The organism is Bradyrhizobium sp. in8p8 (assembly GCF_000426845.1).
Taxonomy (GTDB): Bacteria; Pseudomonadota; Alphaproteobacteria; order Rhizobiales; family Xanthobacteraceae; genus Bradyrhizobium; species Bradyrhizobium japonicum_C.
In genome coordinates, this window is record NZ_AUGD01000009.1 from 54,459 (window position 1) to 80,505 (window position 26,047).

A 26,047-nucleotide genomic window follows, 5' to 3' on the forward strand; every position below is an offset into this window, starting at 1 on the left:
CTTGTTGACGCCCGAAAGGTTGTGCGGCTTTGATCCCGGCGTGGGAGGAAGCCCGGATGCGACGGCGTGAATTTCTTGTCGGCGGCGCGATGCTCGCCGGCGCGATCGCGCCAAGCCGCGCTGTCGATAGTCCCGCCCCCTCGCCCGACGGGCTCGACCGTATCACCGCGTATTTCGACAACGAGGTGGGAAGCGGCCGACTCCCCGGCGCGGTGATCCTGATCCAGCAGCACGGCGAGCCGGTCTATCTGAAGAGCTTCGGCGTGCGCGACACCAGGACCGGCCTCGCCATGACGCCGGACACGATCTTCGCCATCCACTCCATGACCAAGCCGATCACGTGCCTCGGCGCGATGATGTTGATCGACGAGGGCAAGCTTGCGCTCACCGACCCCGTCTCGAAATACATCCCGCTCTTTGCCGACACCAAGGTGGGTCTCGAGCTCACCGAGCCGGACGGCAAGCTGAAGCTTGGCCTCGTCCCCCTGGTCCGTCCCGTCACCATCGAGGATCTGCTTCGGCATACTTCGGGCATCACCTACGATTATATCGGAGCCGAATGGATCGAGCAGGCCTACAAGACGGCCGACATCTTCGAAAATCCCCTCGACAACCGGGTATTCGCCGATCGAATCGCCAAGCTGCCGCTGGCGCGGCAGCCGGGAACGCTGTGGCGCTACGGCCATTCGACCGACGTGCTCGGCCGCGTCATTGAGATCATCTCGGGCCAGACGCTTTATCAGTTTCTGAAACAACGCATCTTCGACCCGCTGGGCATGAACAGCACCAACTTCGTGCTCGCAACCGAGGATGAGCTGGCGCGGATGGCGCGTCCGCTGCCGAACGATTACATCCTGCTCGCCGGCGAGCGCGAACGCCTCGACCATCCCGACTGGCAATCCGGAGGCGGCGGCCTGCTCTCGACCATCACCGACTATCAGCGCTTTTCACAGATGCTGCTCAACGGCGGCGCCTTCGCGGGCAGGCGCTATCTCAGCCCGGCCGCGTTCAAGGCGATGACGACCGATCACATCGGGCCGGGCTCCGGCGTCGGACGCGACTATTTCTACTTCCCCGGGGACGGTTTCGGCTATGGCTATGGCCTTGCCGTGCGGACCGATCCCGGCAACGCCAAACCGCCGCCGCCCGGCTCGCTCGGCGAGCTGAAATGGGACTCAGGCAGCGGCACCTATTTCGGCGTCGATCCCAAGCTCGACATGGTCTATCTGATGATGCAGCAGACCCAGAACGAGCGCGGCCGCATCACTCCCGCGTTCAAGGCGCTGGTCTACGATTGCTACCCGCCCCCACTACGCCGCCCGTGAGGTGCGCTGACCGAAATCAGCCAGTAGCTTCGCGATGTCGGTCGCAGGCCGGGCCGCGCTGAACAGGAACCCCTGCACCTCGTTGCAGCCTTCGGCGCGCAGCCAGTCGAGCTGATCCTCGGTCTCCACGCCCTCGGCCGTCGTGGTGATGTTGAGACTGCGGCCGAGCCCGGAGATCGCGCGCACGATCGCGCCGCAGTCGGGCCGCTCCGCCAGATCCTTGATGAAGGAGCGGTCGATCTTGATCTTGTCGAAGGGAAAGCTTCGGAGATAGCTCAGGCTTGAGTAGCCGGTGCCGAAATCATCCATGGAGATGCCGACGCCGAGCTCGCGCAGCTGGTGCAGGATCGCGAGATTGGCATCGGTCTCGGCCAGGAAGATCGACTCGGTGATTTCGAGTTCGAGCCGCTTCGGCGACAGGCCGGACTGCGCCAAGGCGGAAATCACGACCTGAACCAGGTTGCGGCTGCGGAATTGCGCCGGCGACAGATTGACAGCGACCTTGACGTCGGAAGGCCACTTGACGGCCTCGGCGCAGGCTTCGCGCAGCACCCACTCCCCGAGCTGGATGATGAGGCCGATGTCCTCGGCAACGGGGATGAACTCAGCCGGCGAGATCATACCCTTGTCCGGATGACGCCAACGCAGCAGCGCCTCGAATCCGGAGATGCGGTCGGAGGCGATTGACACCAGCGGCTGGTAGTGCAGCTCGAACTCGCCATTGGCGAATGCACGGCGCAGATCGAGCTCCATATCGCGGCGCCTCTGCGCCTGAAGATCCATCTCGCGCTCGAAGAAGTGGTGCACGCCACCGCCGTCGGATTTCGCCCGGTATAGCGCCATGTCGGCATTGCGCATCAACTCTTCCGGCGTGGTGCCATCGCCCGGCGACAGCGCGATGCCGATGCTGGCGCCGATCACCATCTCCTGTCCGTCGATATCGTAAGGCGTCTTCACCATGTCGATCAGCAAGGACGCGCAGGCGCTGGCCTCGTTTGGCGAGACGTCGGCGGCCAGGATCACGGCGAATTCGTCACCGCCGAGCCGCGCCGCGAGATTGGCGCCGCGCACGGCGGTGGTCAGGCGCTCGGCGACCTGCTTCAACAGGCGGTCACCCACCGGATGGCCGAAGGAATCGTTGATGTTCTTGAACAGGTCGAGATCGATGTAGAGCACGCCGACCCTTTTTCCCTCCGCCTGATCGAGCGCCTGTTTCAGGCGCTCCTGGAAATGCTCGCGGTTCGGCAGGTCGGTGAGCCCGTCATGGTGCGCCATGTGGGCAATGCGCGCCTCCGCCTTGCGCCTTTCGGTGATGTCGACCACCGCCACCAAGTAGCCATCGCGGTCGTCGAAGGCGACGCGGCGGCCGAAAGTGAGCACCTCGATCTCGCTGCCGTCGGCGCGCAAGTGCCGCCAGTTGCGCGTGGAGTGATAGGCATCGCCGACGCGCTCCAGCGCCGCGGCGTGGCTGTCCCACTCGTCCTCGGGCCAGATCTCGTGCAGCTTCATGCGCAGGAAGGTGGCGCGGCTATAGCCGTAATGCTGGACTGCGGCGTCGTTCACGCTGAGGAACGCCTTGGTCTCGGCATCGAACACCCACATCGGCATCGGATTGTTGTCGAACAGCAGGCGGAACGAGGCATCGCGCCGCTTCAGGGCCGTGACATCGGAGATCGTCAGCGAGACCACGTCGGCGAAGGCGGTAGCGCTGAGCCGGAGGTAGCGTCCCTCGCTCTCGATCTCGAGCTGCTCGCCGCGGTCGCCCGAAACGGCCTTGAGCAGGAAGTTGATGATTTCGGGCGAGCCCAGCAGCGTGCCGCCCTCGCCGATCCGCCGCCACAGCAAGGGCCCGCTCTCGACCTTCAGGAGCGCGTTTGCACTCTTGTTGTGATGGACGACCTGGAGATCGAGCGGACTGCCGCCGGCATCACGCAGTGTCACCAGGGAGACCACCGCGTCCTCGGTCGAGGAAAAGATCGCGTCGAGAAGATTGTATTGCGCGCCGCGCTCGTTGACATAGGCACCGACCAGCGTGGCGCCCCAGCGGGAGGAGGTCGGCAGCGCCAGCACGTCGTAGGTCCTGACGATTCCGTCGCGCACGCAATGCGCACTCGCCTGGTGCGGCCGTAACGTCGCAAGCGCGTTCGCCGCCGCTTCCGACAACGCCGTGGCGCAATCGGGCGAAAGCTCGACGACTGGAATGTCCCAGCGCTCCTCGCCGAGCCATTTTTGCACATAGCGCCCGCTCCGCGACAGCTCGAGCGCGCCGTCGCTCCTGAGCAGCGCGATGTGGTCGGCGAGCCGTCCGAGACTGCCGAGCATCACGTCCTCGTAGCGCGGCAGCCTTTCGCCGGGCTTCAGCGCCGCGTGCCATTTGCGCTGAAGCACCGGGATGTCGTCAAACATTTCGGCGGCCGGTTTTCCCGGCATCTTCTTCGCGGCAGTCATTGCAGTCCCCAACGCACTTTGCCGGCGCATCCAATGCAGGCGCGCTTAACGACATGTAAAAGGCGCGCAGGCGCGGGTTCCATTCGGCGATTATGACAGTTTTAAGTCAGGTGTTGGTTAGTGGGCGTTAGAGATTATGACCGTGATGCGAAGACGATGCTCTCGTGTTCCGGACTCCGTCGAGGCCTGCGTCGCGCAGCATACCGGCAGCCGTCGGTTTCGACGTCGTCTACCACACTGTCGGCGGCAAGGTGCTCGACGCCTCATTCGAAGCCGTGCGCCGCTTCGGCCATGTGGTGAGCGCGCTCGGCTGGGGCAAGCATGCCCTTGCGCCGCTATCGTTCCGCGCCACCTATTCGGGGGTCTTACCCTGCTGCCGCTGCTGTCGGGCGAAGGCCGCGCGCGTCACGGGGAGATCATGATGCAGGCAACGCGCCTCGTAGAGACCAGCAAGCTGGTGCCGCGGCTCGATCCCAGGCGGTTTTACGCTGGAAAGCGTTGGTGATGCCCATGCGTTGATCCGCGATCATGCCGCGAAGGGCAAGCTGGTCGTCGACATCTGAGCTGAGGCTGGTTGCCGGGATGAGCGAGACAATATCCGGCGCTTCGCCGACGCCGGCCCGGAATCGCTCAATCGGCTGCGAAGCTGTCCGCTACTAATCCTCGCTGGACGCCGCAGAGCGGTTGCGCAAGTAGGCTTGCGACAGCAGGAAGAACAACGCACGCTCGCTCTGATATTTGGCGGACGGCCGCGTGCGTTCGAAGCCATCGGCAAATATCTTGCCGGACTGGTCGCACACCTGCCATCGCCAGCCAAACCGCTTGCGCCTTGTAAGGATCACTTCGAACATGCCGACCGGCCTGGTCCCCTGCTCCATGCCGGTCTCGCAGGCGCACATGCCTGCTCCGGCCCCCATTACACGGACGCCAGACATATAGCCTAGCGGAGTGCAAAGAGAATAAAATTGATGATCGGAAATTCGTATCGTGCAGCGGAGCGACGAACTCGCACGATGCGGGAATAAGGTCCCGCCGACGGTGTTTGCGCTGGCCCGAGCGGCAACTTGGCGACGCCAGCAGCCTTCAGTGAGCTAAAGGATGCGGGCGTACAGCCGTTGCTCACCCGGCATTCATGGCGGACCGGCGCAAACGGTAACCCGGGATGCACTTTCGTGCGCCAGATGAGAATTGCCGTCCCAGCCGTCACGGCGGCTGCACCCGGCATGGGCGTCGGGCCCTACCGAGCGACGACCTCGACTTCACCGTCGACGCCGTTGACGACGTTGAAACCGCGCTCGTAGACCTTGCCCTCGTTCTTGGCGATGGCGCGATATTCGCCTTCGGAGAGCACGACGCGCGGGAACGCACCGATGGATTCCTTGATCACGTCGCCGCCGGGGGTCAGCACCGACCAGGCGGTGTTGGCGAGCGCCTCGCCGCCCTTGTCGCTGACCAGCTTGAGCGTGATGACGGCTGCGCGGTGGGTAATGGTGACGTCCGTGAGCTTGCCGGCCTGGACGCGAATATCCGAGCGCACTACCGAATTGGCATCGCCGTAATTCGAGACGATGTAATAGGTGCCCTCGGGTATTAGCACGACATCGCCGGCCGCGACGTTCGGCACCAGTGAGGCGCGATCGCCGGATTCGAACTGGCTGCCCTTGTAGATCGAGAACGAGATCTGGTTCTGCGGAATGCGGCTGGTGCCGACCCGGCCCTCGATCCGCAGCCCGCCGGCGGGCAGTACGAATGATTCGCGGTCGGTCTCGGCCTTCAGGCTGACGGTGCGCACCGCGCTGACGAGGCCGAAGGCGACGTGAACGACGTAATTGCCAGGCGGCAGCACGATGTTGGGCGTGGCGCTGCGGTCCTCGCGGATCAGCTTGAAGGTGCCGTTCTCGTCGGGACGGTCGGCAAACACCCGCCATACCAGGCCGCTGGTAATGGCAGGGGAGTCCTTGCCGTATTTCGCCGTCAGCGACAGCACGCCCTGTCCGGGCACCGCCGCGTTCAGCGGGGCGGCCGGCGGCACGGTCGTGACCGCTGGCGGCGGCATGCTGGGCGTCGCCGGCTGCATCAGCGTCGGCGGGAGGCTTGGCGGGCCGGCGCCCGGCCCGGAGGGCGGCGCCAGGCTGACGGCGCCGCCGGGGTCGGGCACCGATGCCGGCGGCACCGGCGGCGGACGATCCGAGAAAAGCTGCGCCTGCACAACATTTTGGCTTGCGGTAACAAGGCACGCCGCAACGATCAGCGCCGGCAGCAGCCTGCTGCTGCGCCGCCATCCAATGATGCCGTCACCCCCGCGTGTCATGGTCCCTGCTTTTCACTGAAAACGAGGCAAATTCAAGCCTCTGAAGTCCTAGGAAATACGGTCCGAGCACGTTCGCTGGAACCCGAGTGACGGCGGCGTGATTACCCACAGGCATCGCCCTCGCCATACTCCTGCCCCGTGCCCTCCGCAAAGCGGCATAAACCATGCTTCGCCCCCGGTATGGCGGAGCGCAGATGCGGTGCCTAGTCTTAGGACACGGGCTGGCCTCGGCGTTAGGAGAGTGTTTCGGTGCTGGACAGATTGAAGGGGCGAGGCGCGAACGGCTCCAATGGCGAGAAGGTAGGGCTCGGCAGCATCCGCCGGCCGGTGATCGGCCTTGCGCTCGGCGGCGGCGCGGCGCGCGGTTTCGCTCATATCGGCATTATCAAGACCCTGCTCGCCAACGGCATCGTGCCTGACGTCGTGGTCGGTACCTCGATCGGCGCCGTGGTCGGCGGCCTCTATGCGGCTGGCAAGCTCGAGACCCTGGAAGAATGGGGCCGCAGCCTGCAAGGCATGCGCACCATCCTCGGCTATCTCGACATCCGCCTCAATGGCTCGGGCTTGATCGGCGGCGAGAAGCTCGCAACCCGGCTCGAGGAGGCCTGCGGCCAGACCCTGATCGAGGACCTTCCCATCAAGTTCGCCGCTGTTGCGACCGAGGTCCGTACGGGCCACGAGATCTGGCTGACGCGCGGCCGCGTGGTCGACGGGATGCGCGCCTCCTATGCCCTGCCCGGCATCTTCGCGCCCGTATTGATCGGTGACCGCTGGCTGGTCGACGGCGCGCTGGTCAATCCGGTCCCGGTTTCGGCCGCCCGGGCACTCGGTGCCGAAATCGTCATCGCAGCAAATCTTTCCAGTGACATCTTTACCCATTCCACGACGATCTATTCGCACGGCGCAATGCCGGACACCGCCGCGCCGGTAGCCGGGGAGTCGCCGGCCAAGCGGCGCTTTCCGCGGCTGTTTTCGCCGGAGAGGACGGTGAAGCGCGAGTTCTTCGGCGGCGCTGGACGGCCCGGCATCTCCTCGGTGATGGTCGATGCCTTCAACATCATGCAGGACCGCATTACCCGCGCCCGTCTCGCCGGCGATCCGCCAGACATGCTGATCACGCCGCGGGTTGGCCAGATCGGCTGGTTCGACTTCCACCGCGCGGACGAACTCATTGCCTTCGGCACCCGCGCCGCCGAGCGCGCGCTGGATTCGATCCAGGAGGCCATTCATGTGCTGGCGCCGGCGCCCGAGGGCACCGCGCCGAAAGCGCAGGAATGAGGCCAGCGGCGAGGACGATCAGGCCGTTTTGATGTAGTCGCGCAGGGCTTCCTGCTCGGACTCGTATTCCTGGACGCGGCGCTTGACGACGTCGCCGATCGAAATCAGGCCCACAACCTTGCCGTTGTCGACCACGGGCAGATGCCGGAATTTGCCTGACGTCATCATCCCCATGAGCTCGGCGACGGTGTCGGTCTCCTTGCAGGTCACGACCTTGCGGGTCATGACCTCCGAGACCGGCGCCTCCAGCACGCTGGCCCCGCGCTCGCCGAGCACGCGGACGATGTCACGCTCCGACAGGATGCCCTCGAGCCGGCTCTGGTTCATCACCAACACCGCACCGATCTTCTTCTCGCCAAGCAGCTTGATCGCGGCGGCCAGCCTGGCGTCGGGCTCGACGCTCACGATGTGATGGCCTTTGGTGTTGAGAATGGAACGTACCGTCATTGTCGCCTCCCTGAATCGGAGCCGTCCGCCTTGCCGCGTCCGAACTTGTTCTTCGAGTCTACAACTAACAGTTTCAGCGCCGGTTTCACGCTCAGGCGCCTTTGCGAAGCATCGTCGCCAGCGGCTTGCGGAACATTCTTCTGGGGAATGATGGATGAATTCGGGCGGAGCCGCAAGCGCCGCTTCAAATACGGTCTGAAACGTCCTGTGATGACGCACCCGCAGCATTGCCTCGAGCCCGCGGCACGGGATCGAACAGGGCGAACAGCAACAGGCCGGCGAAGAAGCCGCCGATATGCGCCTGCCAGGCGACGCTCGTCGTTTCGGAATCGACACCGATCGCGCCAACACCGAAGATGATGTTGACGCCGAACCACACGGCGAGGAAGCCGACCACCCGCCCATCGCGCAGCGCACGCGACAGCGGCAGCGCCGGAACCCTTGCGGCGGTGTCGGCGTCCGAACGACTGAACGACAGGAAGCTGCCGCGGACGAAGGCGAAGCGGATTGCCGCCGCCATCGCGCCCGACACTGAGGCCGAGGCGCCGATCATCGGCGCCACCGCGTGCTCATGGGTGATGAGATGGGCGAGCGCGCCGGCAGCCGCCGTCACGGCCAGGAAGACGAAGAACCGGACCGTGCCAAAGCGCCGCGCCAGGGCGCTGCCGAACGGCAGCAGCCACAGCACGTTGAAGCCGAGATGGGTGAGATTGGCGTGCAGCAGCGAGTAGGTGACGAAGGTCCAGATCTTCGCACCCGCCCCGCCCGGAATCTGCAAATTCAGCAGCGAGGAATCGTAGCGCTTCGGGATGAAGCCGAACACGTCGATGGTCCAGTTCTCGAACTCCGGCGGCAGCAGCACCCGCAGATGGATCACCGCCAGCAGGACGATATAGGCGGTCAGTGCCGGGGGCAGCGTCAGGATCGGCTCGCGAGGAGCCTCCTCGATGACGGCCGGCAGGTCCGGTGACGAATCTTGCGGAGAATCCAAGGCAGCTTCGCTTTCAGGCGCGATCGGAGCGACCGTCTGGAGATAGTCGCCTAGACCGCCCCTGCGCAAGTGCACAAAAGGAAATCCTCGACTGGGGGGCCTCGCTTTGAGCAAAAGCGTGCTGCGAAGACGGAAAAGGCAGGGCCCTGGGAAAGCCCTGCCTGTCCGTGTCGGTCTTCCGGTGGCCGGAGAGATTGGCTGATCCCCACCCCTCCCGCGGCCCGTGACCAAACTGTTTGACGCCCTAATTACAGGCCTCGCCGAGAACCTGGAGAAAGCGGCGAGGCTTGCGACCGCGGTCACCATAGCAGGCGAGCGGCCGGCACAAAGCGCATAGTTAACTTAACGTTAACGACGCAAAGCCTGGCACGAGAGTGCTGGAACCGCCGCTCCGGCATGGACGCTGCAGATTCCCTCCTGCACAACAAAAGAAGGGATCGCGGGTGCATTGAAGCGGGACAGGTCTGTCCCGCGGGGTTGCGCCCCCGGGGCGAGCGTTCAGTCATGAAACATCCGTCGAGCCGCGCGTTCTTCGCGTATTGGGACAAGAAGCGCGGTACGGCGCGGGCCCCCGACCGGGCCGACATCGACCCGGCCGCAGTCCGCGGCCTGCTCGGCGACATCTTCGTGCTGTCCTGTGAGCCGAACCTTGGCTTCCCGTTCCGCGTCGCCGGCACGCGCGTCTGCGCGCTTGCAGGAACAGACCTCAAGGACCAGAGCTTCGCGGCGCTGTTCACCGATGCGAGCCGCGGCGAGATCGAGGAGATCACCACCATCGTCGCCGACGAGACGCTGGGGGCGATCGCAGGCGTCACCGCAGCGCGCGAGGACGGCAGCAAGGCGCATCTCGAACTGCTGCTGCTCCCTTTCAACGCCCGGCCACACACCCCCGTGAGCGTGACCGGCGTGCTCGCGCCGTTCGGCGACGAATGCGGCCCGTTGTCGGCCTTCACGCTCACATCCTGGCGTTACCTGCACCAGCCCGAGAAGCTCCTGCCGCGCGCCATCCGCAAATTGCAGGTCGCACGCGGACTGATGGTGTATGAGGGGTTGAGATAGCCTCCGCAGTCCGCCGCGCCAGCAAATCAATCTGCACATGGCCGTTTTTGCCGGATCTGCGTCATTCCTGATGTCGTTGCCAGGGAGTAGCTTTCGCCCGCATGACGCAACGAGGATCGGGTGACATCATCATGGCATGGCGCATTCTGGCTTGGACCTGCGTCGGCTGCGTGGCATTGCTGGCGGCGATTGGCGGAACCTGGCTGTTCCTGCTGCCCGGACCGCCGGCTCAAGACAAAGCGCCAGCGATATCCAAAGAGGAGACCGAGGCAACACTTGCGGCATTGAAGCCGCCAAAGCGCAAACGTCCCCTGATCGCCATCGTCGGTATCAACGACATGAGCGAGACGACCGACTATCTGATGCCATATGGCATCCTCGCGCGCGCAGATGTCGCCGACGTCCTCACCTTGGGAACGGAGCCTGGCCCCGTCGCACTCTATCCCGCATTGAAGGTGCAGCCGCACGCCACGATCGCCGAATTCGATGCTGCGCATCCCGACGGCGCGGACTACGTCATCGTCCCCGCGATGAGCCGCGAGGACGATGCCGTCGCCCTGCAGTGGATCAAGAGCCAGGCCAGCAAGGGCGCGATCGTCATCGGCGTTTGCGTCGGCGCCAAGGTCGTCGCTAATACCGGGCTGCTCGACGGCCGCAAGGCCACCACGCACTGGTACTCCGTGCCAGATCTGCAAAAGCATTCCGACATCCGCTATGTCGCGGACCGCAGGCTGGTGGTCGACCGCGGCGTCGCGACGACGACCGGCATCACCGCATCCATGCCGATGGCCCTGACTCTGGTCGAGGCCATCGCGGGTCGCGCCGAGGCGGAGGCGGTTGCCCGCGACATCGGACTTGCGGAATGGGATGCGCGCCACCGCAGCGAGGCGTTCCGGTTCACGCGCCCGTTTGCGCTGACCGCGATCGCCAACACGCTCGCATTCTGGAACCGGGACCAATTCGGCATCCCACTGACGCCTGATGTCGATGAGGTGTCGCTTGCACTGGTTGCCGATGCCTGGTCACGCACATATCGCTCGCACGCCCTCACCTTCGCCGCCACGGCAGAGGCGCAGACCAGCCGTGGCGGTCTCCGCATCCTGCCGGACAAGGTCGCGGCCGGCTGGCCGGCCAAGCAGACGCTGCAGGCCGCCGTCGACCTGCCTCCGGCGCGGGCGCTGGAGCAGACATTGCACGCCATCGATGCGCGCTACGGGGAGCGCACGGCCGACTTCGTCGCGATGCAGCTCGAATATCCGAGATAGCGGCGCGGAAGTGCGCCGGCCGTCGTCTGCAACGGCCGGCGCAGGGCGTCGGCGCCCCGGGAGTTACGGCATCGCCAGATGCCAGGCGCCGTTCAGGAAGCCGTCGCCGGTGACGTCGCCGGGCTTCTGGTCCTTGGCGAACGTGTAGAGCGGCTTGCCCTTGTAGGCCCACTGCTTCGAGCCGTCGTCCCTGGTGATGATGGTGTAGCCGTCGCCACCGACGTCGCTCGCCTCGGCCTTCAACACCGGCCAATTCGTGGCACATGGACCGTTGCAGGCCGACTTGCCATCCGCATCCTTGTCGAAGGTGTAGAGCGTCATGCCCTTGGTGTCGGTGAGCACGGTGCCCTTGTCGGTCTTGCCGGTCTTGGTCGGCGGCGCTGCGAAGGCGGCGGGAGCGATCGCGAGCGAAATGGCGAGCGCGAGCGCGAGGCGGATCGAGGACGTCATGATATCTCCTTTCATGCGATTGGCTTGCATGGATAGGACGCCGCGCGTGGCCCCGTATTCCGCGAAAGGCGGCAAAGATATTTTTCGATGCGCGCGCCGATGCGGCGGAATAAACTGAACCAACAGAGATGGAACGGCGATACGACATGAGCAAGCCGCATTGGCGTCCGGCGCACGCATCCGACCTGCCCGCCATCAGCACCATCGCGGCGCGTATCCATCCCGATCTTCCGGAAAGCCCCGAGGTGCTCGCGGAGAAGATGCGGCTCTGTCCCGACGGATGCCGCGTGCTCGTCGCCGGCGATGAGATCGCCGGCTACGGGCTCGGGCATCCCTGGAAGCAGCACCAGATCCCGCCGCTCGATGGTTTCCTCGAACGACTGCCCGAAGACGCAGACTGCCTCTACGTGCACGATGTCGCCGTGCTGCCACATCGGCGCGGAGGCGTCGCGCGCACCTATATTGCGGGCATCGCGGAGCTGGCGCGCGCATCCGGCATCGGAACGCTCGCGCTGGTCTCGGTCTACGGCACGCGGCCGCTGTGGCAACGACTCGGCTTTCGTCCGCTGATGGCGGATACAGCGTTGCGCGCGAAACTGGCCTCCTACGGAGAGGGCGCGACCTACATGCTGCGCGACCTCGCTGCGACTTAACGCCCCTCCCCGCTCGCTCCCGCCTCACGCGGGCGTGAAACCGCCGGCTCGAACCGGGTCAGATCAGCCTCCGTCGAAGGTGTGTGCGAGCCCTTCCGGTCTCGCCGAACCGAGGCTGGAGAATGTCCATGAAATTCACATTGTCGAAAGTTGCTTTCGTTGCGTGCGTTGCGGCGACTGCGTTCACCGCGACCAGCGCCAACGCGGCGCAGTACCGGACCTATGGCTGCGACATCGCCTTTTTCGAAGGTTGCGGCTTCCTGATCGAGACGCCGAACGTGGGCAGAAAACCCACCACCGTAACCCATCGCGACACCTCGCCCGTCTACATGAAGCAGACCGATCCCCGCTACAGTTCGTCGCTAAGCGATGCCGGCGGCGGTGGTGGCGGAGGCGGAGGCGGAGGTGGTGGCGGCGGTGGCCGCTGAGTCCACCTGACTTTTCGAGTGATGTCGCCGGTGCAAGCCGGCGGCATCATAGCCGTCCTTCCTGAATGGCGGCGCTTCAGCCGCGATGCTTCTTCTTGGTCTTCTTTCCCGGCGCCCCCCTCACCGGCCATGGCGTAACCGACGGCTCCGCGCGGCCCATCTTATCGCGATGCTTCTTTTTCTTTCCGGAAGACGGCGCATCCTCGAATCTCGGTCCGCGCCCGCCGAGCGGTTTGCTGTGAGGTTTGAACTCACGTGCCTCGCGCGGACGATCCTCGCGGCGCTCGCCATCGTCTCTCGCGCGCCGCGGCGCGTGTGATCGCTCTTCCGACCGTGCCTGCTGCTGCGGCGCGTCCGCCATCGGCTCGATGCGGATGCTGTCTTCCTTGTCCGGACGCTTGACCTTTGCTGCGAAAGACTCCGCAACCCGCTCGGAGATCTGGAACTCGGTGGTGGTGTCCATGATCTTGATGGCGCCGATATCGCCCTTCTTGATGCCGCCACGTCGGCAGATCATGGGAAGCAGCCAGCGCGCCTCCGCGTTCTTACGCCGCCCGATCGCGGCCCGGAACCAGACGCTGCCCTCGTCCATGCCGTGCTTCGACGACGCCTGTCCGGACTTCGATCGCGGCTTCGCGGGACGATCGTCGCCACCTTCAAGCCTGTCGCGCCCCCGCTCGTCGCGCGGCCGGCCGGCCCGCTCGCCGGGATCGATGATGTCCTCGGGGGACGGCAGCCGGGCGCGATAAAGCCGCGCGAGCGCGGCGGCGATCTCCTCGGCTGACCGCTCGGCGAGCAATGCCTGCGCCAAGGCCACATCGTCAGGCGTCGTCTCTTCGCTGAACAGCACATCCTTCATGCGGTCGTGATCGAGCTTGCGGATCTCCTCGGCCTGCGGCGCCGTGCCCCAGACCGCATCGATACCCGAAAGATTGAGCAGCAGCTCCGCGCGCCGCCGACGCGCGGGCGGCACCAGCAGGACACTTGTGCCCTTTCGTCCCGCACGCCCGGTTCGGCCCGAGCGATGCTGCATCACCTCGGCGTCGTTGGGCAGATCGGCATGAATGACGAGGTCGAGACTCGGCAGATCGATGCCGCGGGCGGCAACGTCGGTTGCGACGCAGACGCGGGCGCGTCCGTCACGCAACGACTGCAAGGCCATGGTGCGCTCGTTCTGCGTCAATTCGCCGGAGAGAGCGACGACAGAGAAGCCGCGCTCCAGCAACGCCGCCTGCAAATGCCGGACGGCATCGCGCGTGCTGCAAAACACCAGCGCGCTCGGCGCCTCGTAGAAGCGTAGCACGTTGACCACGGCGTGCTCGACATCGGCAGGCGCGATGCGGATCGCGCGATACTCGATGTCGGCGTGGCCGCCTTCGTCGCCCGCGACCTCGATCCGGAAGGCGTCGCGCTGATATTGCCGGGCCAGCGCGACGATGCCGCGCGGAAAGGTCGCCGAGAACAGCAGGGTCCGGCGCGTCTCCGGGGTGGTCTCGAGGATGAACTCCATATCCTCGCGAAAACCGAGATTGAGCATCTCGTCGGCTTCGTCGAGAACGACGGCGGCGAGTTCGGAGATATCGAGACGACCGCGCCGCAAATGATCACAGAGCCGGCCGGGCGTCCCGACGACGATGTGCGCGCCGGCCGCCAGCTCGCGTTGCTCGCGCCGCGGATCCATGCCGCCGACACAGGAGACCACGCGCCCGCCTGCATGTCCGTAGAGCCAGGCCAGCTCGCGCTGAACCTGAAGCGCGAGCTCGCGGGTCGGCGCCACGATCAATGCGAGCGGCGCACCGGCCTGCTCGAACCGCTCGGTATCGCCGAGCAAATCCTTCGCCATGGCGAGGCCGTAAGCGAGAGTCTTGCCGGAGCCGGTCTGGGCCGAAACCAGCAGATCACGGCCAGCGGCTTCGTCCGCAAGCACGGCGAGCTGAACGGGAGTGGGAGAATCGTAGTTCCGCTCGGCCAAAGCGCGGGCGAGCGGCGGGGTCAGGGCCGGAAAGGACACGAGATGGAGAACCTTGGTTGATTCAGGCGCGTAAACGGTGGACGGCGGGCCTGAGCTCACGTGCGCGGCAGAAGGCCAGCAGCACGGGGCGATTTGATTTGGATGCTCTTTACGCCAAGCGCGGGGAAATCACCATGCTTATGTTGCATGGCTTGAGGGAGAGTAACGCGCCCGTTGGTTGCGGCCGACCTGGCATCAACCGTTCCGGACGCTTGTACCATGCAGGTTCTTTCAGATTTCCGCGTACACCTCCAGCAGATTACCGTCGGGATCACGGAAGAACAGCGTACGGTGGCCGAAGGACTGGTCCGTCGGCAGAGCCAACAGCACCACGCCTTGCCGCTGGAGTTCATCGGCGCACTGGTCGACCTCGTCCGCCGAGACCTTGAAGGCCAGCTGCAGCGCGGCGCTTCCCGCCGGAATCGGCACGTCGGAGGCCGTCCGGCTTGGCCTCGCCAAAACCAGCGTGTTGCTGCCGATGCCGTATTCGATCCAGTTCGGCGACAGCTCGCGTAGCAAGGAGAAGGCGAGCACGCCCTCGTAAAAGCGGCGCATCGCTGCCATGTCGCGCACGAAGATGACGGTGTAATCGATCGCGCGGATGGCGTGGAAGGGGGAGCGCGCGTTCACGTCGGGGGCATCTGTCATCGTGGCCCTCATTCCAGATTTCGGCACGTAACCCGCTTGAGCGGGGCGACATGCGGGAACGCCCGATTCGAAAACGCCTCGGATATCGCTCGTTCATCCGGGCTTCGGATCGTCTATCACGGCGGGGCATTACTCCACCAGCTCTGGCCACGGCACGATGGTCGACTTCACCGTCTTCATCGCCATCGCGTCTTTCACCGCCTGCGCGACGCCATCTTCCGTGAAGGGATAGATCGTCTGCATCTTCAGCCAGGGATACTTGTCCCGCGTGCGGTAGAGCATGTCGACGCCTAATGGCAGATCGTTGCCGGTGAAGCCCCAGGACCCCAGCACGTTGAGGTCCTTGGTGCAGATGCGGTGCCAGGAGGTGTCGATCGAGCCGGCGTCGGTGAACTGGCCCATCTCGACATAGGTGCCGCCGTCGCGCAGCATCTCGATGCCTTCGGGTCCGGCGGTGGGATGGCCCGAGCAGTCCATCACCAGATCGGCGCCGAAACCGCCCACGATCTCCCGCACGCGCGCGATGCGTTCTTGCGGCGATTTGAGCTCCTCGATGTTCACTGTCGCCTCTGCGCCGAACTCGCGCGCGAGCTTCAATCGCGGCGCCTCGGGCGCACCGACGCAGATGACGCGCCCTGCCCCCATCTCTTTTGCGGCCGCCACGGCGAGAATGCCGATCGGTCCCGAGCCCTGAATCACCACGGTGTCGCCCCAGCTGAAGCCGCCGGCGCGGGTCGCACGGTTGAAGGCGCGAATGCAGGAGGTCAGCGGCTCCGATAGCGCTCCCAACCGCAGCGACATGTCATCGGGCAGCTTGTAGATCTTGGTGCCCGGCAGCATCTCGAGATCGACATAGACATATTCGGCCCAGCCGCCCCACAGGTGCGGCGCCTTGTCGAAGCCGAGATAGCGGCCGTAATAGACCGGCGTCAGGCATTTGTTCGCGGTCTGGGGATAATGGATGCAGTAATAGCAGCGCCCACACGGCATCAAGGGCGGGATCATCACCTTCGAGCCGACCTTGAGCGGCTTGCTCATGAAGTCCTCGGAAAATTCATCGCCGCATTCGACGATGACCCCACCGAGCTCGTGTCCGAGCGTGAACGGCCACGGCAGCGGCTTCGGCCAATGACCTTTCAGGATATGCAAATCAGTGCCGCAAACCCCGCAGGCGCCGACCTTGATCAGCGCGGCCTTGCGGCCGACCTTCGGCCACGGCACGGTACGGATGACGGGCTCGGAGCCCGGACCTGCGTGAGTGCAGACGCGGATGGATTCCATGGAGACTTCCTCGCTGCCCGTCTGTTATGATTGATGGTGCGGGCTGATGCGAAGCGTATGTGAGATGCGCGCGCGTGCCAAGCGCTCGGCCTCGTAGCCTGCGTGAGCGCAGCAAGAACCTGCGGTGTGCTCCGGGGTCGGCACGAAGACAACTGATCACAAGACATGACCAGCGATCGCTCTCCTACATTGCTCGTATTCGGCGGCCTCCCCGGCACCGGGAAAACGACAATCTCCCGCGAGTTGGCGACACGGCTCAACGCAACCTACCTCCGTGTCGACGCCATTGAACAGGCATTGCGGCAGGGAGGCCTGGCGGTTGGCTCTATGGGGTATGCCATAGCGAATGCCATCGCCGCCGAGAACCTCAAGCTCCACCGAACCGTTGTTGCCGACTGTGTGAACCCGGTGCTCGCAAGCGTATCGGCTGGCGACAGACCGCCGCGGAAACTTCGGCACGCATTATCAAGATCGAATTGGTCTGCAGCGATCTGGCTATCCACCAGCGGCGGGCGGAAGACCGCGTCGCTGACATCTGGGGTCACGAGCTCCCAAGCTGGGAGGAGATAGTGAACCACGACTATGAGTCATGGGATCGAGAGCATTTTGTGCTCGACACTGCCGGAGCCTCTCTCGATCATCTCGTCGAGCAATTGGAGAAACATGTCTGTGACAGGCTCGGCTAATCTTAGGCCCACGGATAACCGCGTAGGCACGGGCCAATCTCACATAGGGTAGTGCGAATCCCTTGCTCGGCATGCGGGCCTTCAGCGAGAACACGATCGGATATTTGGCATGGCGGCCGGCATTCACTGGTGGCTTGGCCTGTCGGTCGCGCTGCGGCGGGTGACGCGCGCGGCTTGACCAGTCGAATCGGGTCCTCGGAATGTGGCTTTTCGAGCGCATTGCGTCGGTTCGTCGTGGCTAGGCCCAATCCTAACGCGGCATTAACCCTATACACCTTAGGGTCGTCCCGGACTCCGCCCGGGCGGGGGGTCGGGTGTTGGAAATGGCGTTGGCGAACAAAAAATTTCTTCCGGCCGCCGAGGAGCGCAGGCGCTTCCAGCGGGTGAAGGTGCACCTGCTCGGCCGTTACATGCTGCCGGACCGCCGGGAATTCCCCTGCCAGGTGATCAACATGTCGCCGGGCGGCCTCGCTTTGCTCGCTCCCGGCATCGGCAATGTCGGCGACCGCGTGGTCGCCTATCTCGACCACATCGGCCGCGTCGAGGGCAAGATCACCCGCATCATCGACAACGGCTTCGCCATGACGATCGGAGCCACGCCGAGGAAGCGCGACAAGCTGGCGGCCCAGCTGACCTGGCTCGCCAACCGCGACATCCTCAATCTGCCGGAGGATCGCCGCCATGACCGTATCGTGCCGCGCAACCCCATTGCAGTGCTGACGCTCGAGGACGGCACCAAGATGACCTGCCGCATCATCGACCTTTCTCTGTCCGGTGCTGCCATTGCCGCCGAGAACCGGCCGCCGCTGAAATCGACGGTGCTGCTCGGCCGGGTCCAGGGCCGCGTGGTCCGCAACCTCGAAGACGGCTTCGCGCTGGAGTTCTTGCACGAGCAGCCGATCGAGACACTCGAAGAGAGCGTTACCGCGCGGTAAAGCGCGAGGACGCGAAAACCTCGACATTTCCAGGCTGGAACGCGGCTTTCGCGATGAGCGATGCCGCCTTTTTCGCGTCCGGCGGCGAACGCCCTGCAGTTAACGCAGGGCCTGCGAACGCGCGCAATCACCGGTTCCGCCGCGGGTTTCGGGTTAATCGATAAAATTTGAATCAATTGCAGTCATGTCCAATTTTATTCGAATTCGATTCAAGTATAGATCGAATTCGTCGCGCGTTTTACTTGTATTCGTTTCGACTTGACTTGGTTGACTTAGCGGCAGCTCAAAAGCTCCGTGCGCAATGTGGTCCCAACAAGAAACGGGGGCCGCAATGTTTGACTTCAGGGGACAGGGGAAGAAGCTGGCGCTGGTCGCCATGCTCTTCGGGATCAGCGCGACAGCGCAGGCTGGCGAAAGCCGTCTGCTCTACGCGAGCCTCGGCGATACCACGCGTGCGCCGATCGGCTGGGTCGAGTTCTGCGCGGACAAAGCCGCCCAGTGCCAGGGCGCACCGCTGCAGCCGCGCGACATCGTGATGTCGCAGGCTGCGTGGCGCGACCTCGTCAAGGTCAATCGCTGGGTCAACGAGACCGTCAAGCCTTTGACCGACCAGGAGCACTGGGGCGTGATCGAAAAGTGGTCGCTGCCGTCAGACGGCTACGGCGACTGTGAAGACTATGTGCTGTTGAAGCGCAAGATGCTGATGGATGCCGGTTGGCCACGCCAGGCCCTGCTGATCACCGTCGTGCGCGACAAGAAGGGCGAAGGCCACGCGGTGCTCACGGTGAAAACCGACAAGGGCGAGTTCGTTCTCGACAATCAGAACGAGAACGTCGTTGCCTGGACGGAGACCGGCTACCGCTTCGTCAAGCGCCAGTCGCAGAGCGATCCCAACGTGTGGGTCTCGCTGGGCGATACCAGGCCGGCGGTCTCCACCGCCAGCGCGAGAGATTAGGAACGAGACAACGAGTTACGCGGCCCGGTCACATCCCCACCCCTCCCCGTCCCAGACCGGTTCGCGCGCGCCCAGCCATCCCCCAATGGCTGGGCGCAACTTTTTGGCGAGACGCGTCGCTCTCGCACCGAGCACGTCCGCAAGCCGCAGTCGTCGGCGGCGGATCCTTCAGGAACAGTTCGGCCTCGATTCGGTGGGTGCGACAGCATCAGCGCGCGAGCAGCTGCTTGTTGTGCTTGCGGATCGCGGCCACGATTCCGGCGTGGTGATCGGTGCCGCAGGCCGGCGTGATCGAGCCAGGCCGGAGAGACCGCATCGATCGCATGATCCATGACCTCAGCCGTTTCGTTCACGATGATCACTCTTGCGCTCGGCACCAACCACATGCTCAACAAGCGGCAGGCGGCCAGAGGTCCGGACGCCGGCAAGCGACTCGTCTGAGAAAGGACTAGTCTGGTCTGATGCGACTGCACGTCGTCAATCCCAACACCACCGCGTCGATGACGGCGAAGATCGCCGCAGCCGCGCGCAGCGTCGCCCTGTCCGGCACATCGATCGATGCGCGCCAGCCGGCGATGGGCCCGGTCTCGATCGAGGGATTCTACGACGAGGCTTTCGCCGTCCCCGGCATGCTCGGCTGCATCCGCGAGGCCGACCGCGACGGCGCGGACGCCCACATTATCGCCTGCTTCGACGACACTGGCCTCGATGCCGCGCGCGCCGCCGCCAAAGCGCCGGTAATCGGCATCGGCGAAGCCGGCTTCCACATGGCGAGCCTGATCGCCGCGCGCTTTGCCGTGGTGACGACGCTCGGCGTCTCCATCGTTCCGATCGAGCACAATCTGAAGAAGTACGGCCTCGCCGAGCGCTGTGCCCGCGTCCGCGCCGCCGAGGTGCCGGTGCTCGCACTCGAGGAGCGCAACACCGAAGCCGTCGGCAAGATCTCCGCTGAGATCACCGCCGCGATCCGCAATGATCGCGCGGAAGCCATCGTGCTCGGCTGCGCCGGCATGGCCGATCTCGCCGCTGAGCTCGCCGCCACACATGCCCTGCCCGTGGTCGACGGCGTTGCCGCAGCTGTGACGCTGGCGGAATCACTGGTACGGCTGCGGCTGACAACCTCCCGGCTCGGCCCCTATGCACCGCCGCGCGCGAAAAGCTATTTCGGGCCTTTTTCGCAGTTTCAGCCTTGATCCTGCTCCCAAGGGGGCTCTCGGAGTCCACAAGGCACGATGATCACTGGTTTTTTGGCCTTCAGCCTCTTTTTGGTCCCATTCCTTGCTGAAACCTAACGCTTTCGGGACGCCCCGGTGACCCTCTGGGTTGCCGGTCTTCGCCACTCACCAAGTTTCAATTTGGGTTTTGTCAGCGATGATCGATCTCGCCCAGGACACGCCATCCAATCGCCTGTTTCGGTTCGGCGGTCAGCCCATCGCGCTGACCGCGGCAGCTCTCTTGCTCTTGATTGTAGGCGTGACCTCGATCGCGATCTGGCGCGCCTATACCGGTGCAGCGCCGGAGACCGACCGGGTCGTCGCAGCGCGGCAGCTGCAGGCCCGCACCGCCCAAGCATCCGAGCAGTTGGTCGAGAAGACCAAGGGATTGGAGGCGACCCAGCAGGAATCGATCGACCAGCTGCAGGTGATGCAGGACCAACTCCTGACCATGAAGCGGCTGATGGCGGCGCAACAGGCCGATACCAAGCGGTTGTCCGAGCAGGTTGCAGCCCTGAACGAATCCATCGACGGCCTGCGGCAGTCCTTTGCCAGTGCCCGGGCAAGCGAGGTCGAAACGCCGCCGGTCACCCGCAAGAAACCGGTGCGGCAACGCGCCCACGCCAGCGCCCGCAAGCGGTCGCGAAGCTGAGCCGACGACCACGCGACGGGAACTTATTTCGCCAGTTGTGAACTGGATCACATTCGCCCGTATGATTCCGAGCCATGCTTGCCGTTACCGGATGGCGTGAGCCGATTTCAATATCCGGGGCTGGCAAGGTCGTTGACGGTATACTGCGTCAACGGCCTTGTTCTTTGACAACTCACTCCGCCTCACTCGCAGACGTCGACCCGACGGTATCGCCATCCCGACGGCGTCATGACGCGCTTTCGCGCGACATAGCAGCCGCCGTAGCCATCGTTGTAGCCGGTACCATAATAGTAGGGGACGCCGTAATAGGGATAACCGTACCCGTAGTAACCGCCGTAGAAGCCGGCACCGGCGATACCTGCCCCGATTGCGACCTCTGGCCAAAAGCCGCCGCCATGCCAATGACGGTGCCCCCAGCCGCCTCCGCCATGGAAGCCGCCACCATGGAAGCCTCCGCCGCGCCCGAAACCGCCACGCGCCTCGGCCGCCTGCGGCGCCGAGAGCCCGACCGCGGCGACAGCCAGCGCCGTCATCATCATCTTGCGTAACATCGCTCGATCCTCCGCGTGGACACGCTCCACGCTTCCGAACCAAGCTAGCTTCACTTGGAAACTCGTGACAGCCACGCTGTCTCACTTCCGCGCGAGCGTCAGCAGCCGCGACAGATGCTCTTCAGTCTCTTATCGAGCTGCCGATTCTCGGCGTTGACGGTTGCATCGACCCCGCCACCTCCGCCGGTGCCGGTCGTGACTCCGGAGCCGGATGATTGAGCCGTACCCAGGCTGTTGGTCCCGGGCGGCGGAACGGGCGAATTGCGAACACCTCCGGTCGATCCCGCCGAGCCTCCCGTTGATCCCATCGAGGCTCCGCTCGAGCCTGTCGAGCCGCCGGCCGCCTGAGCGAGCGCTGCAGCCGGCATCGCCGCGAGCGCGAGGATCACGATCATTCCTTTGATGGGGCCGAACGATGCGGGCATCGGAAATTCTCCTTTGGCGGTCAACGGCCGCCACGAAGACCTGTTCCGGAACAAATGCCGCCATATCAGCTTGAAGCGAGGGAGGCACGATCATGACCGTGGATTCAGATCCCTTTACGGAAGGCGAACGCGCCGCGCGCGAAAACATTCCCGCTGAGGCGAACCCCTACCAAGACGGCAGCGATGAGCATGCGCTGTGGGCTGCGGGCCACGAGAAGGTCGCAGGCGCGATCGAAGCGCGGGAATCGGAAGGCAGCTGACCTCAGCCGATCCGCTTCAATCCTTTCTTGAAGCGCGGGCCGTTGGCCACGTAGAACCTCGCGGCGCTTCCCATCCTCTGGACTTGCGCATCGTCGAGCGTGCGGATCACGCGCGCCGGCGAGCCGATGATCAGCGAGCGCTCCGGAAATTCCTTGCCCTCGGTAATGACGGACCCGGCGCCGACGATGCTGTTGCGGCCGATTCTGGCGCCATTCATCACGATCGAGCCCATGCCGATCAGCGCGCCCTCCTCGATGGTGCAGCCGTGCAGGATGACGTTGTGGCCGACGGTGCAGTTCTTGCCGATGACAAGCGGAAAGCCGAGATCGGTGTGGCAGGTCGAACCGTCCTGCACATTGGCGCCCTCGCCGATCTCGATCCACTCGTTGTCGCCGCGCAGCACCGCGCCGAACCAGACGCTCGCACCCGGCTTCAGGCGCACGCGGCCGATCACGGTGGCAGTCTCGGCTATGAAGTAATTGCCGTCGGCGGGAAGGTCGGGCGCTTGCCCGTCGAGCTCGTAGATCGCCATGGAGGTCTCCTGTCGCGTTGACCAGCCATAGCGAAACGGCAGCCTGGAGGCAAAGGGCCGGCCGCGTCCGAAGCGCGGGGATCAGACCGGAATGCCGGCGGCGCGCAGCGTCATCAGGAAGAAGGTGCCGCTCATCATGCTCCAGAAGCTCGCGATGACGGTCGCCATCATCACGAACTCGATCCGGCGGCTTTCCACCTGGATGCCTCGCAGCGTGTTGCGCATGATGATGAAGGGCGCGGCGAACACGAGGAACGGAACCGCCGCGAAGGTCTTCGGCGCCACGCCCTCCTGCAACAGGCCGAAGCCGGCGGGCCGCTGTGCGAGCGCCTGGTATCCGTTCACGAGCGCGCCCGCGAGCGCGAAACCGATGCCGATCGCAAAAAAGGTATTGAGAGCCTCAGGTGTCATCGGAACGGTCCGCCCTTACGCAACGCCACCGTCTTCCTGTGACAAAGAGTGCGGGTTAACGCTACATTATCCTTAAGGGAAGGTTAACGCCGCCGCCCGCCCGGCGCAGGTCCCTCCTCTGTCCCAGCAGGCGGGAACGCTGCGCGAAACCGCCGTCGCATGGCATATTCGCCGCTGATTCGTCGGCCACCGGCCGACGTCCGGCTTTCCCCAGCGCTCAGCTCATGACGGTGTTTTCGGCAGCTTCCCTCAGGTCCCCCCGCACGCGCATCAGGTCGCATATCGTCCCGATCGTGCTCGGAGGCGCGTCTGCGGTCGGTGCGGTCGCGCTCGTCGCCTATCTGCTGTGGCCGACCTGGGGCACGCGCGCCGCGAACGCACCGGACAAGCTGCCGGTGAGCGTCGGCGGCACGCTGTTCAACCTGCCCAGGGCTGCGATCCGCATGAAGATCCAGCGGCACTCGGGCCCGCAGGAGCGGATCGATCTCGACTTCCTCTATCCCTCGCTGGAGCCGCCCGGCGCGCCCAAGCACGTCACCGCCGACACGGTGGAAGCCGTGGTGCAATCGATCGATCGCATCTTCCTGTCGATCGCGGCCCATCACGATGCGCTCGCGCCCGAGCAGCGAACGGCCACGATCTATCCGCGCTATCTCGATCGGGCCGCGACGATGCCTGTGGAAGGCCTGACGATGCGGATGTTCCGCGCCGACACGCCCTACGGAAGCGAGGACCTCTATTCCGCCGCCAGTCCCGCGCTGACCGCGCGCTGCACGCGCGATGCGGCCACCCCGGGCATGTGCCTCTCCGAGCGCCGCGTCGGCGGCGCCGACCTCACCTTCCGCTTTCCACGGAGCTGGCTGTCGCAATGGCGCGACGTGGCGGATGCGATGGAGAAGCTGACGGCGCAACTGCGCGGACCGAAGGGCTGACCACGGCCGTGCTGACACGGCTCGGTGCCTCTCAAGCCAGAAATTCGAAAACAACCCCATGCACAGTAGCCAAGCCCTTGGCCGGATTTCGTATTTCCAGAATCACGGCCTGATCGTCGCGCCGCGAGCGAATGACGTGGCTATACCTCCCCTCCCTGCGGTATTCGCTCCGGCAATTCGTATTCTACGAAACTAGCTTGAAGCGACGGGCAAAACAGGGGCAGAATGGCGCGATGAAAAATGCGAGTGGGTCGTGTGAGCCGACCTCGTGACGTCGAGGTGCGGCGGTGACGGGCTGTTGTTGAAACGATAGAGTACCGGACTGCAGTCGCTGCTGTTCCTCGTTGCGAGCCAAGGGCCCCGCGCAAAGCGCGACCCGATGACAGGCTTCACGAAGCGATCCAGAATTTCTCCGCGGAAAGACTCTGGATTGCTTCGCTCCGCTCGCAATGACGGCCTGGAGAGAGCGGATCCAATTTCTCTGCGGTGGGTGTGGATCCCTCCCCCTGCACAGCAACGCTCGAGGCGTTGCAGCGCGTCCGGGACACGAGAGAGCGCGCGCGGCGAGGATTTCGTTACGCTCGCGACGGCGCCAAACGCCTATTCCTGATCGACGAGATCGTCTTCGAGGATCGCCATCTGGAACTGGAACGAGCGATCGTCGTCCTCGTCGTCGACGAACAGCACGCCGATGAACTCCTCGCCGATATAGACCTCGGCGGAATCGTCCTTCTTAGGCCGCGGCACGACGCGGATCTTGGGATTGCCGAATACGCGCTTCAGATACGCGTCGAGCTTCCTGACTTCCTTGACGTCCACGGCAAGTCTCCAATCGAAATCTAACGTGGCGGGGTTTTAGGACGAGACGCGACGAACCGCCAGCATGAATTGCCAAAGAATTTGGGGACGAAAAAGGCCGGAATTTCCGGCCCTTCGCGAGCATCATAGCCTGGCCTCAAAGCCCCATCGCGTTGATCATCTGGTCCATGGTGCGCGAGGGCTCGGCGCAGCCGGCTTCGCCGACGATCTTGGCGGGAACGCCCGCAACCGTGACGTTGTGCGGCACGGGCTTGACGACCACCGAGCCGGCAGCGATGCGCGCGCAATGGCCGATCTCGATGTTGCCGAGAATCTTCGCGCCGGCGCCGATCAGCACGCCGTGCCGGATCTTCGGATGACGATCCTCGTTCTCCTTGCCGGTGCCGCCGAGCGTGACGCCGTGCAGGATCGAGACGTCGTCCTCGATGATCGCCGTCTCGCCGCAGACGAAGCCGGTGGCGTGGTCGAGGAAGATGCCGCGGCCGATGCGCGCGGCGGGATTGATGTCGGTCTGGAACACCGCCGAGGACCGGCTCTGAAGGTAGAATGCGAAGTCCTTGCGGCCCTTCAGGTAGAGCCAGTGCGCGAGGCGATGGGTCTGGATCGCATGGAAGCCCTTGAAGTAGAGCAAGGGATCGATGAAGCGCGAGGTGGCGGGATCGCGATCGTAGACGGCGACGAGATCGGCGCGGAAGGCGTTACCGAGATCGGGATCGTCGCGCAGGGCCTCGTCAAAGGTCTGGCGCACCAGATCACCCGACAGCGCGGAATGGTCGAGCCGGTCGGCGACGCGATGGACCACGGAGTCTTCGAGGCGGCTGTGGTGCAGCACCGTCGAATAGATGAAGGTCGCAAGCTCGGGCTCGCGGTGGACGATGTCCTCCGCCTCGCCCCGGATCCGGTCCCAGATCGGATCGAGCGATGCGAGCTTCCCTCCCGGATTGACCTGATGCACTGCCATGGGATCTGCTCTCTCGAATTGGCTTCTTTTGCTGGCTGTATAGCACATCCTAGGCGACAAAGTCCTGACGGGCTTGCCTGAAAGTGAACAGCACCTTGCCTCGCGGGCACCTGCCAAA

The 26,047-nt window shown here is 64.6% G+C and carries 28 protein-coding genes and 1 pseudogene; 14 read left to right on the forward strand and 15 right to left on the reverse strand.

Going from position 1 to position 26,047, the window contains the following annotated elements; genetic code table 11:
* Nucleotides 1-56: 56 nt before the first annotated feature.
* Nucleotides 57-1,325, forward strand: a complete 1,269-nt coding sequence (locus tag K408_RS0122310) for a serine hydrolase domain-containing protein (protein ID WP_024340729.1) — start codon at nucleotides 57-59, stop codon at nucleotides 1,323-1,325.
* Here the strand turns inward: K408_RS0122310 and K408_RS0122315 are convergent.
* Nucleotides 1,311-3,773: a putative bifunctional diguanylate cyclase/phosphodiesterase gene (locus K408_RS0122315; RefSeq protein ID WP_024340730.1), complete on the reverse strand. Its 2,463-nt coding sequence runs from the start codon at nucleotides 3,771-3,773 to the stop codon at nucleotides 1,311-1,313. The two genes, K408_RS0122310 and K408_RS0122315, sit on opposite strands and share 15 nt — an antisense overlap.
* A 172-nt stretch (nucleotides 3,774-3,945) precedes the next feature.
* Here K408_RS0122315 and K408_RS38445 point away from each other — a divergent pair.
* Nucleotides 3,946-4,336, forward strand: a pseudogene (locus tag K408_RS38445) (zinc-binding dehydrogenase); the annotation flags it as partial.
* A 93-nt stretch (nucleotides 4,337-4,429) separates the two neighbouring features.
* On the opposite strand, the gene K408_RS38450 reads toward K408_RS38445, so the two are convergent.
* Both K408_RS38450 and K408_RS0122330 read right to left on the reverse strand, forming a co-directional pair.
* Entirely contained in the window at nucleotides 4,430-4,672 is a 243-nt protein-coding gene (locus K408_RS38450; protein ID WP_245265908.1) for a hypothetical protein, read from the reverse strand.
* A gap of 338 nt (nucleotides 4,673-5,010) precedes the next feature.
* Nucleotides 5,011-6,084, reverse strand: a complete 1,074-nt coding sequence (locus K408_RS0122330; RefSeq protein ID WP_024340733.1) for an RgsD C-terminal domain-containing protein — start codon at nucleotides 6,082-6,084, stop codon at nucleotides 5,011-5,013.
* Nucleotides 6,085-6,333: 249 nt separating this feature from the next.
* Between K408_RS0122330 and K408_RS0122335 the strand changes: the two genes are divergently transcribed.
* Nucleotides 6,334-7,362, forward strand: coding sequence for a patatin-like phospholipase family protein (locus tag K408_RS0122335; protein ID WP_024340734.1), 1,029 nt, complete (start codon nucleotides 6,334-6,336; stop codon nucleotides 7,360-7,362).
* Nucleotides 7,363-7,380: 18 nt separating this feature from the next.
* Here the strand turns inward: K408_RS0122335 and K408_RS0122340 are convergent, their stop codons facing one another.
* Together K408_RS0122340 and K408_RS0122345 are read right to left on the reverse strand one after the other, a co-directional pair.
* Nucleotides 7,381-7,809 carry a CBS domain-containing protein gene (locus K408_RS0122340; protein ID WP_024340735.1) on the reverse strand — a complete coding sequence of 143 codons (429 nt, stop codon included), beginning with the start codon at nucleotides 7,807-7,809 and terminating at the stop codon, nucleotides 7,381-7,383.
* A gap of 184 nt (nucleotides 7,810-7,993) precedes the next feature.
* Nucleotides 7,994-8,800 carry a rhomboid family intramembrane serine protease gene (locus tag K408_RS0122345; RefSeq protein ID WP_024340736.1) on the reverse strand — a complete coding sequence of 269 codons (807 nt, stop codon included), beginning with the start codon at nucleotides 8,798-8,800 and terminating at the stop codon, nucleotides 7,994-7,996.
* 504 nt (nucleotides 8,801-9,304) lie between these two features.
* Here K408_RS0122345 and K408_RS0122350 point away from each other — a divergent pair.
* Together K408_RS0122350 and K408_RS0122355 are read left to right on the forward strand one after the other, a co-directional pair.
* On the forward strand, nucleotides 9,305-9,859 hold the full coding sequence (locus tag K408_RS0122350) for a PAS domain-containing protein (protein ID WP_024340737.1): 555 nt from the start codon (nucleotides 9,305-9,307) through the stop codon (nucleotides 9,857-9,859).
* 131 nt (nucleotides 9,860-9,990) lie between these two features.
* Nucleotides 9,991-11,124, forward strand: coding sequence for a DJ-1/PfpI family protein (locus tag K408_RS0122355; RefSeq protein ID WP_024340738.1), 1,134 nt, complete (start codon nucleotides 9,991-9,993; stop codon nucleotides 11,122-11,124).
* A gap of 63 nt (nucleotides 11,125-11,187) precedes the next feature.
* Here the strand turns inward: K408_RS0122355 and K408_RS0122360 are convergent, their stop codons facing one another.
* On the reverse strand, nucleotides 11,188-11,574 hold the full coding sequence (locus K408_RS0122360; protein ID WP_029674260.1) for a COG4315 family predicted lipoprotein: 387 nt from the start codon (nucleotides 11,572-11,574) through the stop codon (nucleotides 11,188-11,190).
* A gap of 146 nt (nucleotides 11,575-11,720) precedes the next feature.
* On the opposite strand from K408_RS0122360, the gene K408_RS0122365 reads away from it, so the two are divergent.
* Nucleotides 11,721-12,227: a GNAT family N-acetyltransferase gene (locus tag K408_RS0122365; protein ID WP_024340740.1), complete on the forward strand. Its 507-nt coding sequence runs from the start codon at nucleotides 11,721-11,723 to the stop codon at nucleotides 12,225-12,227.
* A gap of 128 nt (nucleotides 12,228-12,355) precedes the next feature.
* Nucleotides 12,356-12,655 (forward strand): hypothetical protein, encoded by a 300-nt coding sequence (locus tag K408_RS42210; protein WP_024340741.1) that lies wholly within the window; start codon nucleotides 12,356-12,358, stop codon nucleotides 12,653-12,655.
* Nucleotides 12,656-12,731: 76 nt separating this feature from the next.
* On the opposite strand, the gene K408_RS0122375 is transcribed toward K408_RS42210, so the two are convergent.
* From K408_RS0122375 to K408_RS0122385, 3 genes are all read right to left on the reverse strand, one after another.
* Nucleotides 12,732-14,666 carry a DEAD/DEAH box helicase gene (locus tag K408_RS0122375; protein WP_024340742.1) on the reverse strand — a complete coding sequence of 645 codons (1,935 nt, stop codon included), beginning with the start codon at nucleotides 14,664-14,666 and terminating at the stop codon, nucleotides 12,732-12,734.
* 231 nt (nucleotides 14,667-14,897) lie between these two features.
* A complete protein-coding gene (locus K408_RS0122380; protein WP_024340743.1) occupies nucleotides 14,898-15,314 on the reverse strand; it encodes a VOC family protein in 417 nt (138 codons plus the stop codon).
* Nucleotides 15,315-15,443: 129 nt separating this feature from the next.
* On the reverse strand, nucleotides 15,444-16,595 hold the full coding sequence (locus tag K408_RS0122385; protein WP_024340744.1) for a zinc-binding dehydrogenase: 1,152 nt from the start codon (nucleotides 16,593-16,595) through the stop codon (nucleotides 15,444-15,446).
* 165 nt (nucleotides 16,596-16,760) lie between these two features.
* Between K408_RS0122385 and K408_RS38455 the strand changes: the two genes are divergently transcribed.
* From K408_RS38455 to K408_RS0122420, 5 genes are all read left to right on the forward strand, one after another.
* A complete protein-coding gene (locus tag K408_RS38455; RefSeq protein WP_080654909.1) occupies nucleotides 16,761-17,165 on the forward strand; it encodes a P-loop nucleotide/nucleoside kinase family protein in 405 nt (134 codons plus the stop codon).
* A gap of 439 nt (nucleotides 17,166-17,604) precedes the next feature.
* A complete protein-coding gene (locus tag K408_RS0122395; protein WP_024340745.1) occupies nucleotides 17,605-18,216 on the forward strand; it encodes a PilZ domain-containing protein in 612 nt (203 codons plus the stop codon).
* Nucleotides 18,217-18,547: 331 nt separating this feature from the next.
* Nucleotides 18,548-19,171, forward strand: a complete 624-nt coding sequence (locus K408_RS0122400; RefSeq protein WP_024340746.1) for a transglutaminase-like cysteine peptidase — start codon at nucleotides 18,548-18,550, stop codon at nucleotides 19,169-19,171.
* Between the two features lie 461 nt (nucleotides 19,172-19,632).
* Nucleotides 19,633-20,364 (forward strand): aspartate/glutamate racemase family protein, encoded by a 732-nt coding sequence (locus K408_RS0122415; protein ID WP_024340747.1) that lies wholly within the window; start codon nucleotides 19,633-19,635, stop codon nucleotides 20,362-20,364.
* Between the two features lie 178 nt (nucleotides 20,365-20,542).
* Nucleotides 20,543-21,037 carry a hypothetical protein gene (locus K408_RS0122420; protein WP_024340748.1) on the forward strand — a complete coding sequence of 165 codons (495 nt, stop codon included), beginning with the start codon at nucleotides 20,543-20,545 and terminating at the stop codon, nucleotides 21,035-21,037.
* Nucleotides 21,038-21,219: 182 nt separating this feature from the next.
* Here K408_RS0122420 and K408_RS0122425 read toward each other — a convergent pair whose 3' ends face one another.
* The gene (locus tag K408_RS0122425; protein WP_024340749.1) at nucleotides 21,220-21,588 is read right to left on the reverse strand and encodes a hypothetical protein; all 369 of its coding nucleotides are present in this window, start codon (nucleotides 21,586-21,588) and stop codon (nucleotides 21,220-21,222) included.
* Nucleotides 21,589-21,686: 98 nt separating this feature from the next.
* Entirely contained in the window at nucleotides 21,687-22,013 is a 327-nt protein-coding gene (locus K408_RS0122430; RefSeq protein WP_024340750.1) for a hypothetical protein, read from the reverse strand.
* Nucleotides 22,014-22,105: 92 nt separating this feature from the next.
* Here K408_RS0122430 and K408_RS42840 point away from each other — a divergent pair, with 92 nt between their 5' ends.
* The gene (locus K408_RS42840) at nucleotides 22,106-22,273 is read left to right on the forward strand and encodes a hypothetical protein (protein ID WP_196232391.1); all 168 of its coding nucleotides are present in this window, start codon (nucleotides 22,106-22,108) and stop codon (nucleotides 22,271-22,273) included.
* A gap of 2 nt (nucleotides 22,274-22,275) precedes the next feature.
* Here K408_RS42840 and K408_RS0122440 read toward each other — a convergent pair whose 3' ends face one another.
* Entirely contained in the window at nucleotides 22,276-22,806 is a 531-nt protein-coding gene (locus K408_RS0122440; protein ID WP_024340751.1) for a gamma carbonic anhydrase family protein, read from the reverse strand.
* Between the two features lie 81 nt (nucleotides 22,807-22,887).
* Nucleotides 22,888-23,217 carry a DUF6949 family protein gene (locus K408_RS0122445; RefSeq protein WP_024340752.1) on the reverse strand — a complete coding sequence of 110 codons (330 nt, stop codon included), beginning with the start codon at nucleotides 23,215-23,217 and terminating at the stop codon, nucleotides 22,888-22,890.
* Nucleotides 23,218-23,441: 224 nt separating this feature from the next.
* Between K408_RS0122445 and K408_RS0122450 the strand changes: the two genes are divergently transcribed.
* The gene (locus K408_RS0122450; RefSeq protein WP_024340753.1) at nucleotides 23,442-24,149 is read left to right on the forward strand and encodes a hypothetical protein; all 708 of its coding nucleotides are present in this window, start codon (nucleotides 23,442-23,444) and stop codon (nucleotides 24,147-24,149) included.
* A 600-nt stretch (nucleotides 24,150-24,749) separates the two neighbouring features.
* Here K408_RS0122450 and K408_RS0122455 read toward each other — a convergent pair.
* Entirely contained in the window at nucleotides 24,750-24,968 is a 219-nt protein-coding gene (locus tag K408_RS0122455) for a DUF3126 family protein (protein ID WP_007602550.1), read from the reverse strand.
* Between the two features lie 136 nt (nucleotides 24,969-25,104).
* Nucleotides 25,105-25,929, reverse strand: coding sequence for a serine O-acetyltransferase (cysE, locus tag K408_RS0122460; protein WP_024340754.1), 825 nt, complete (start codon nucleotides 25,927-25,929; stop codon nucleotides 25,105-25,107).
* Between the last annotated feature and the right edge of the window lie 118 nt (nucleotides 25,930-26,047).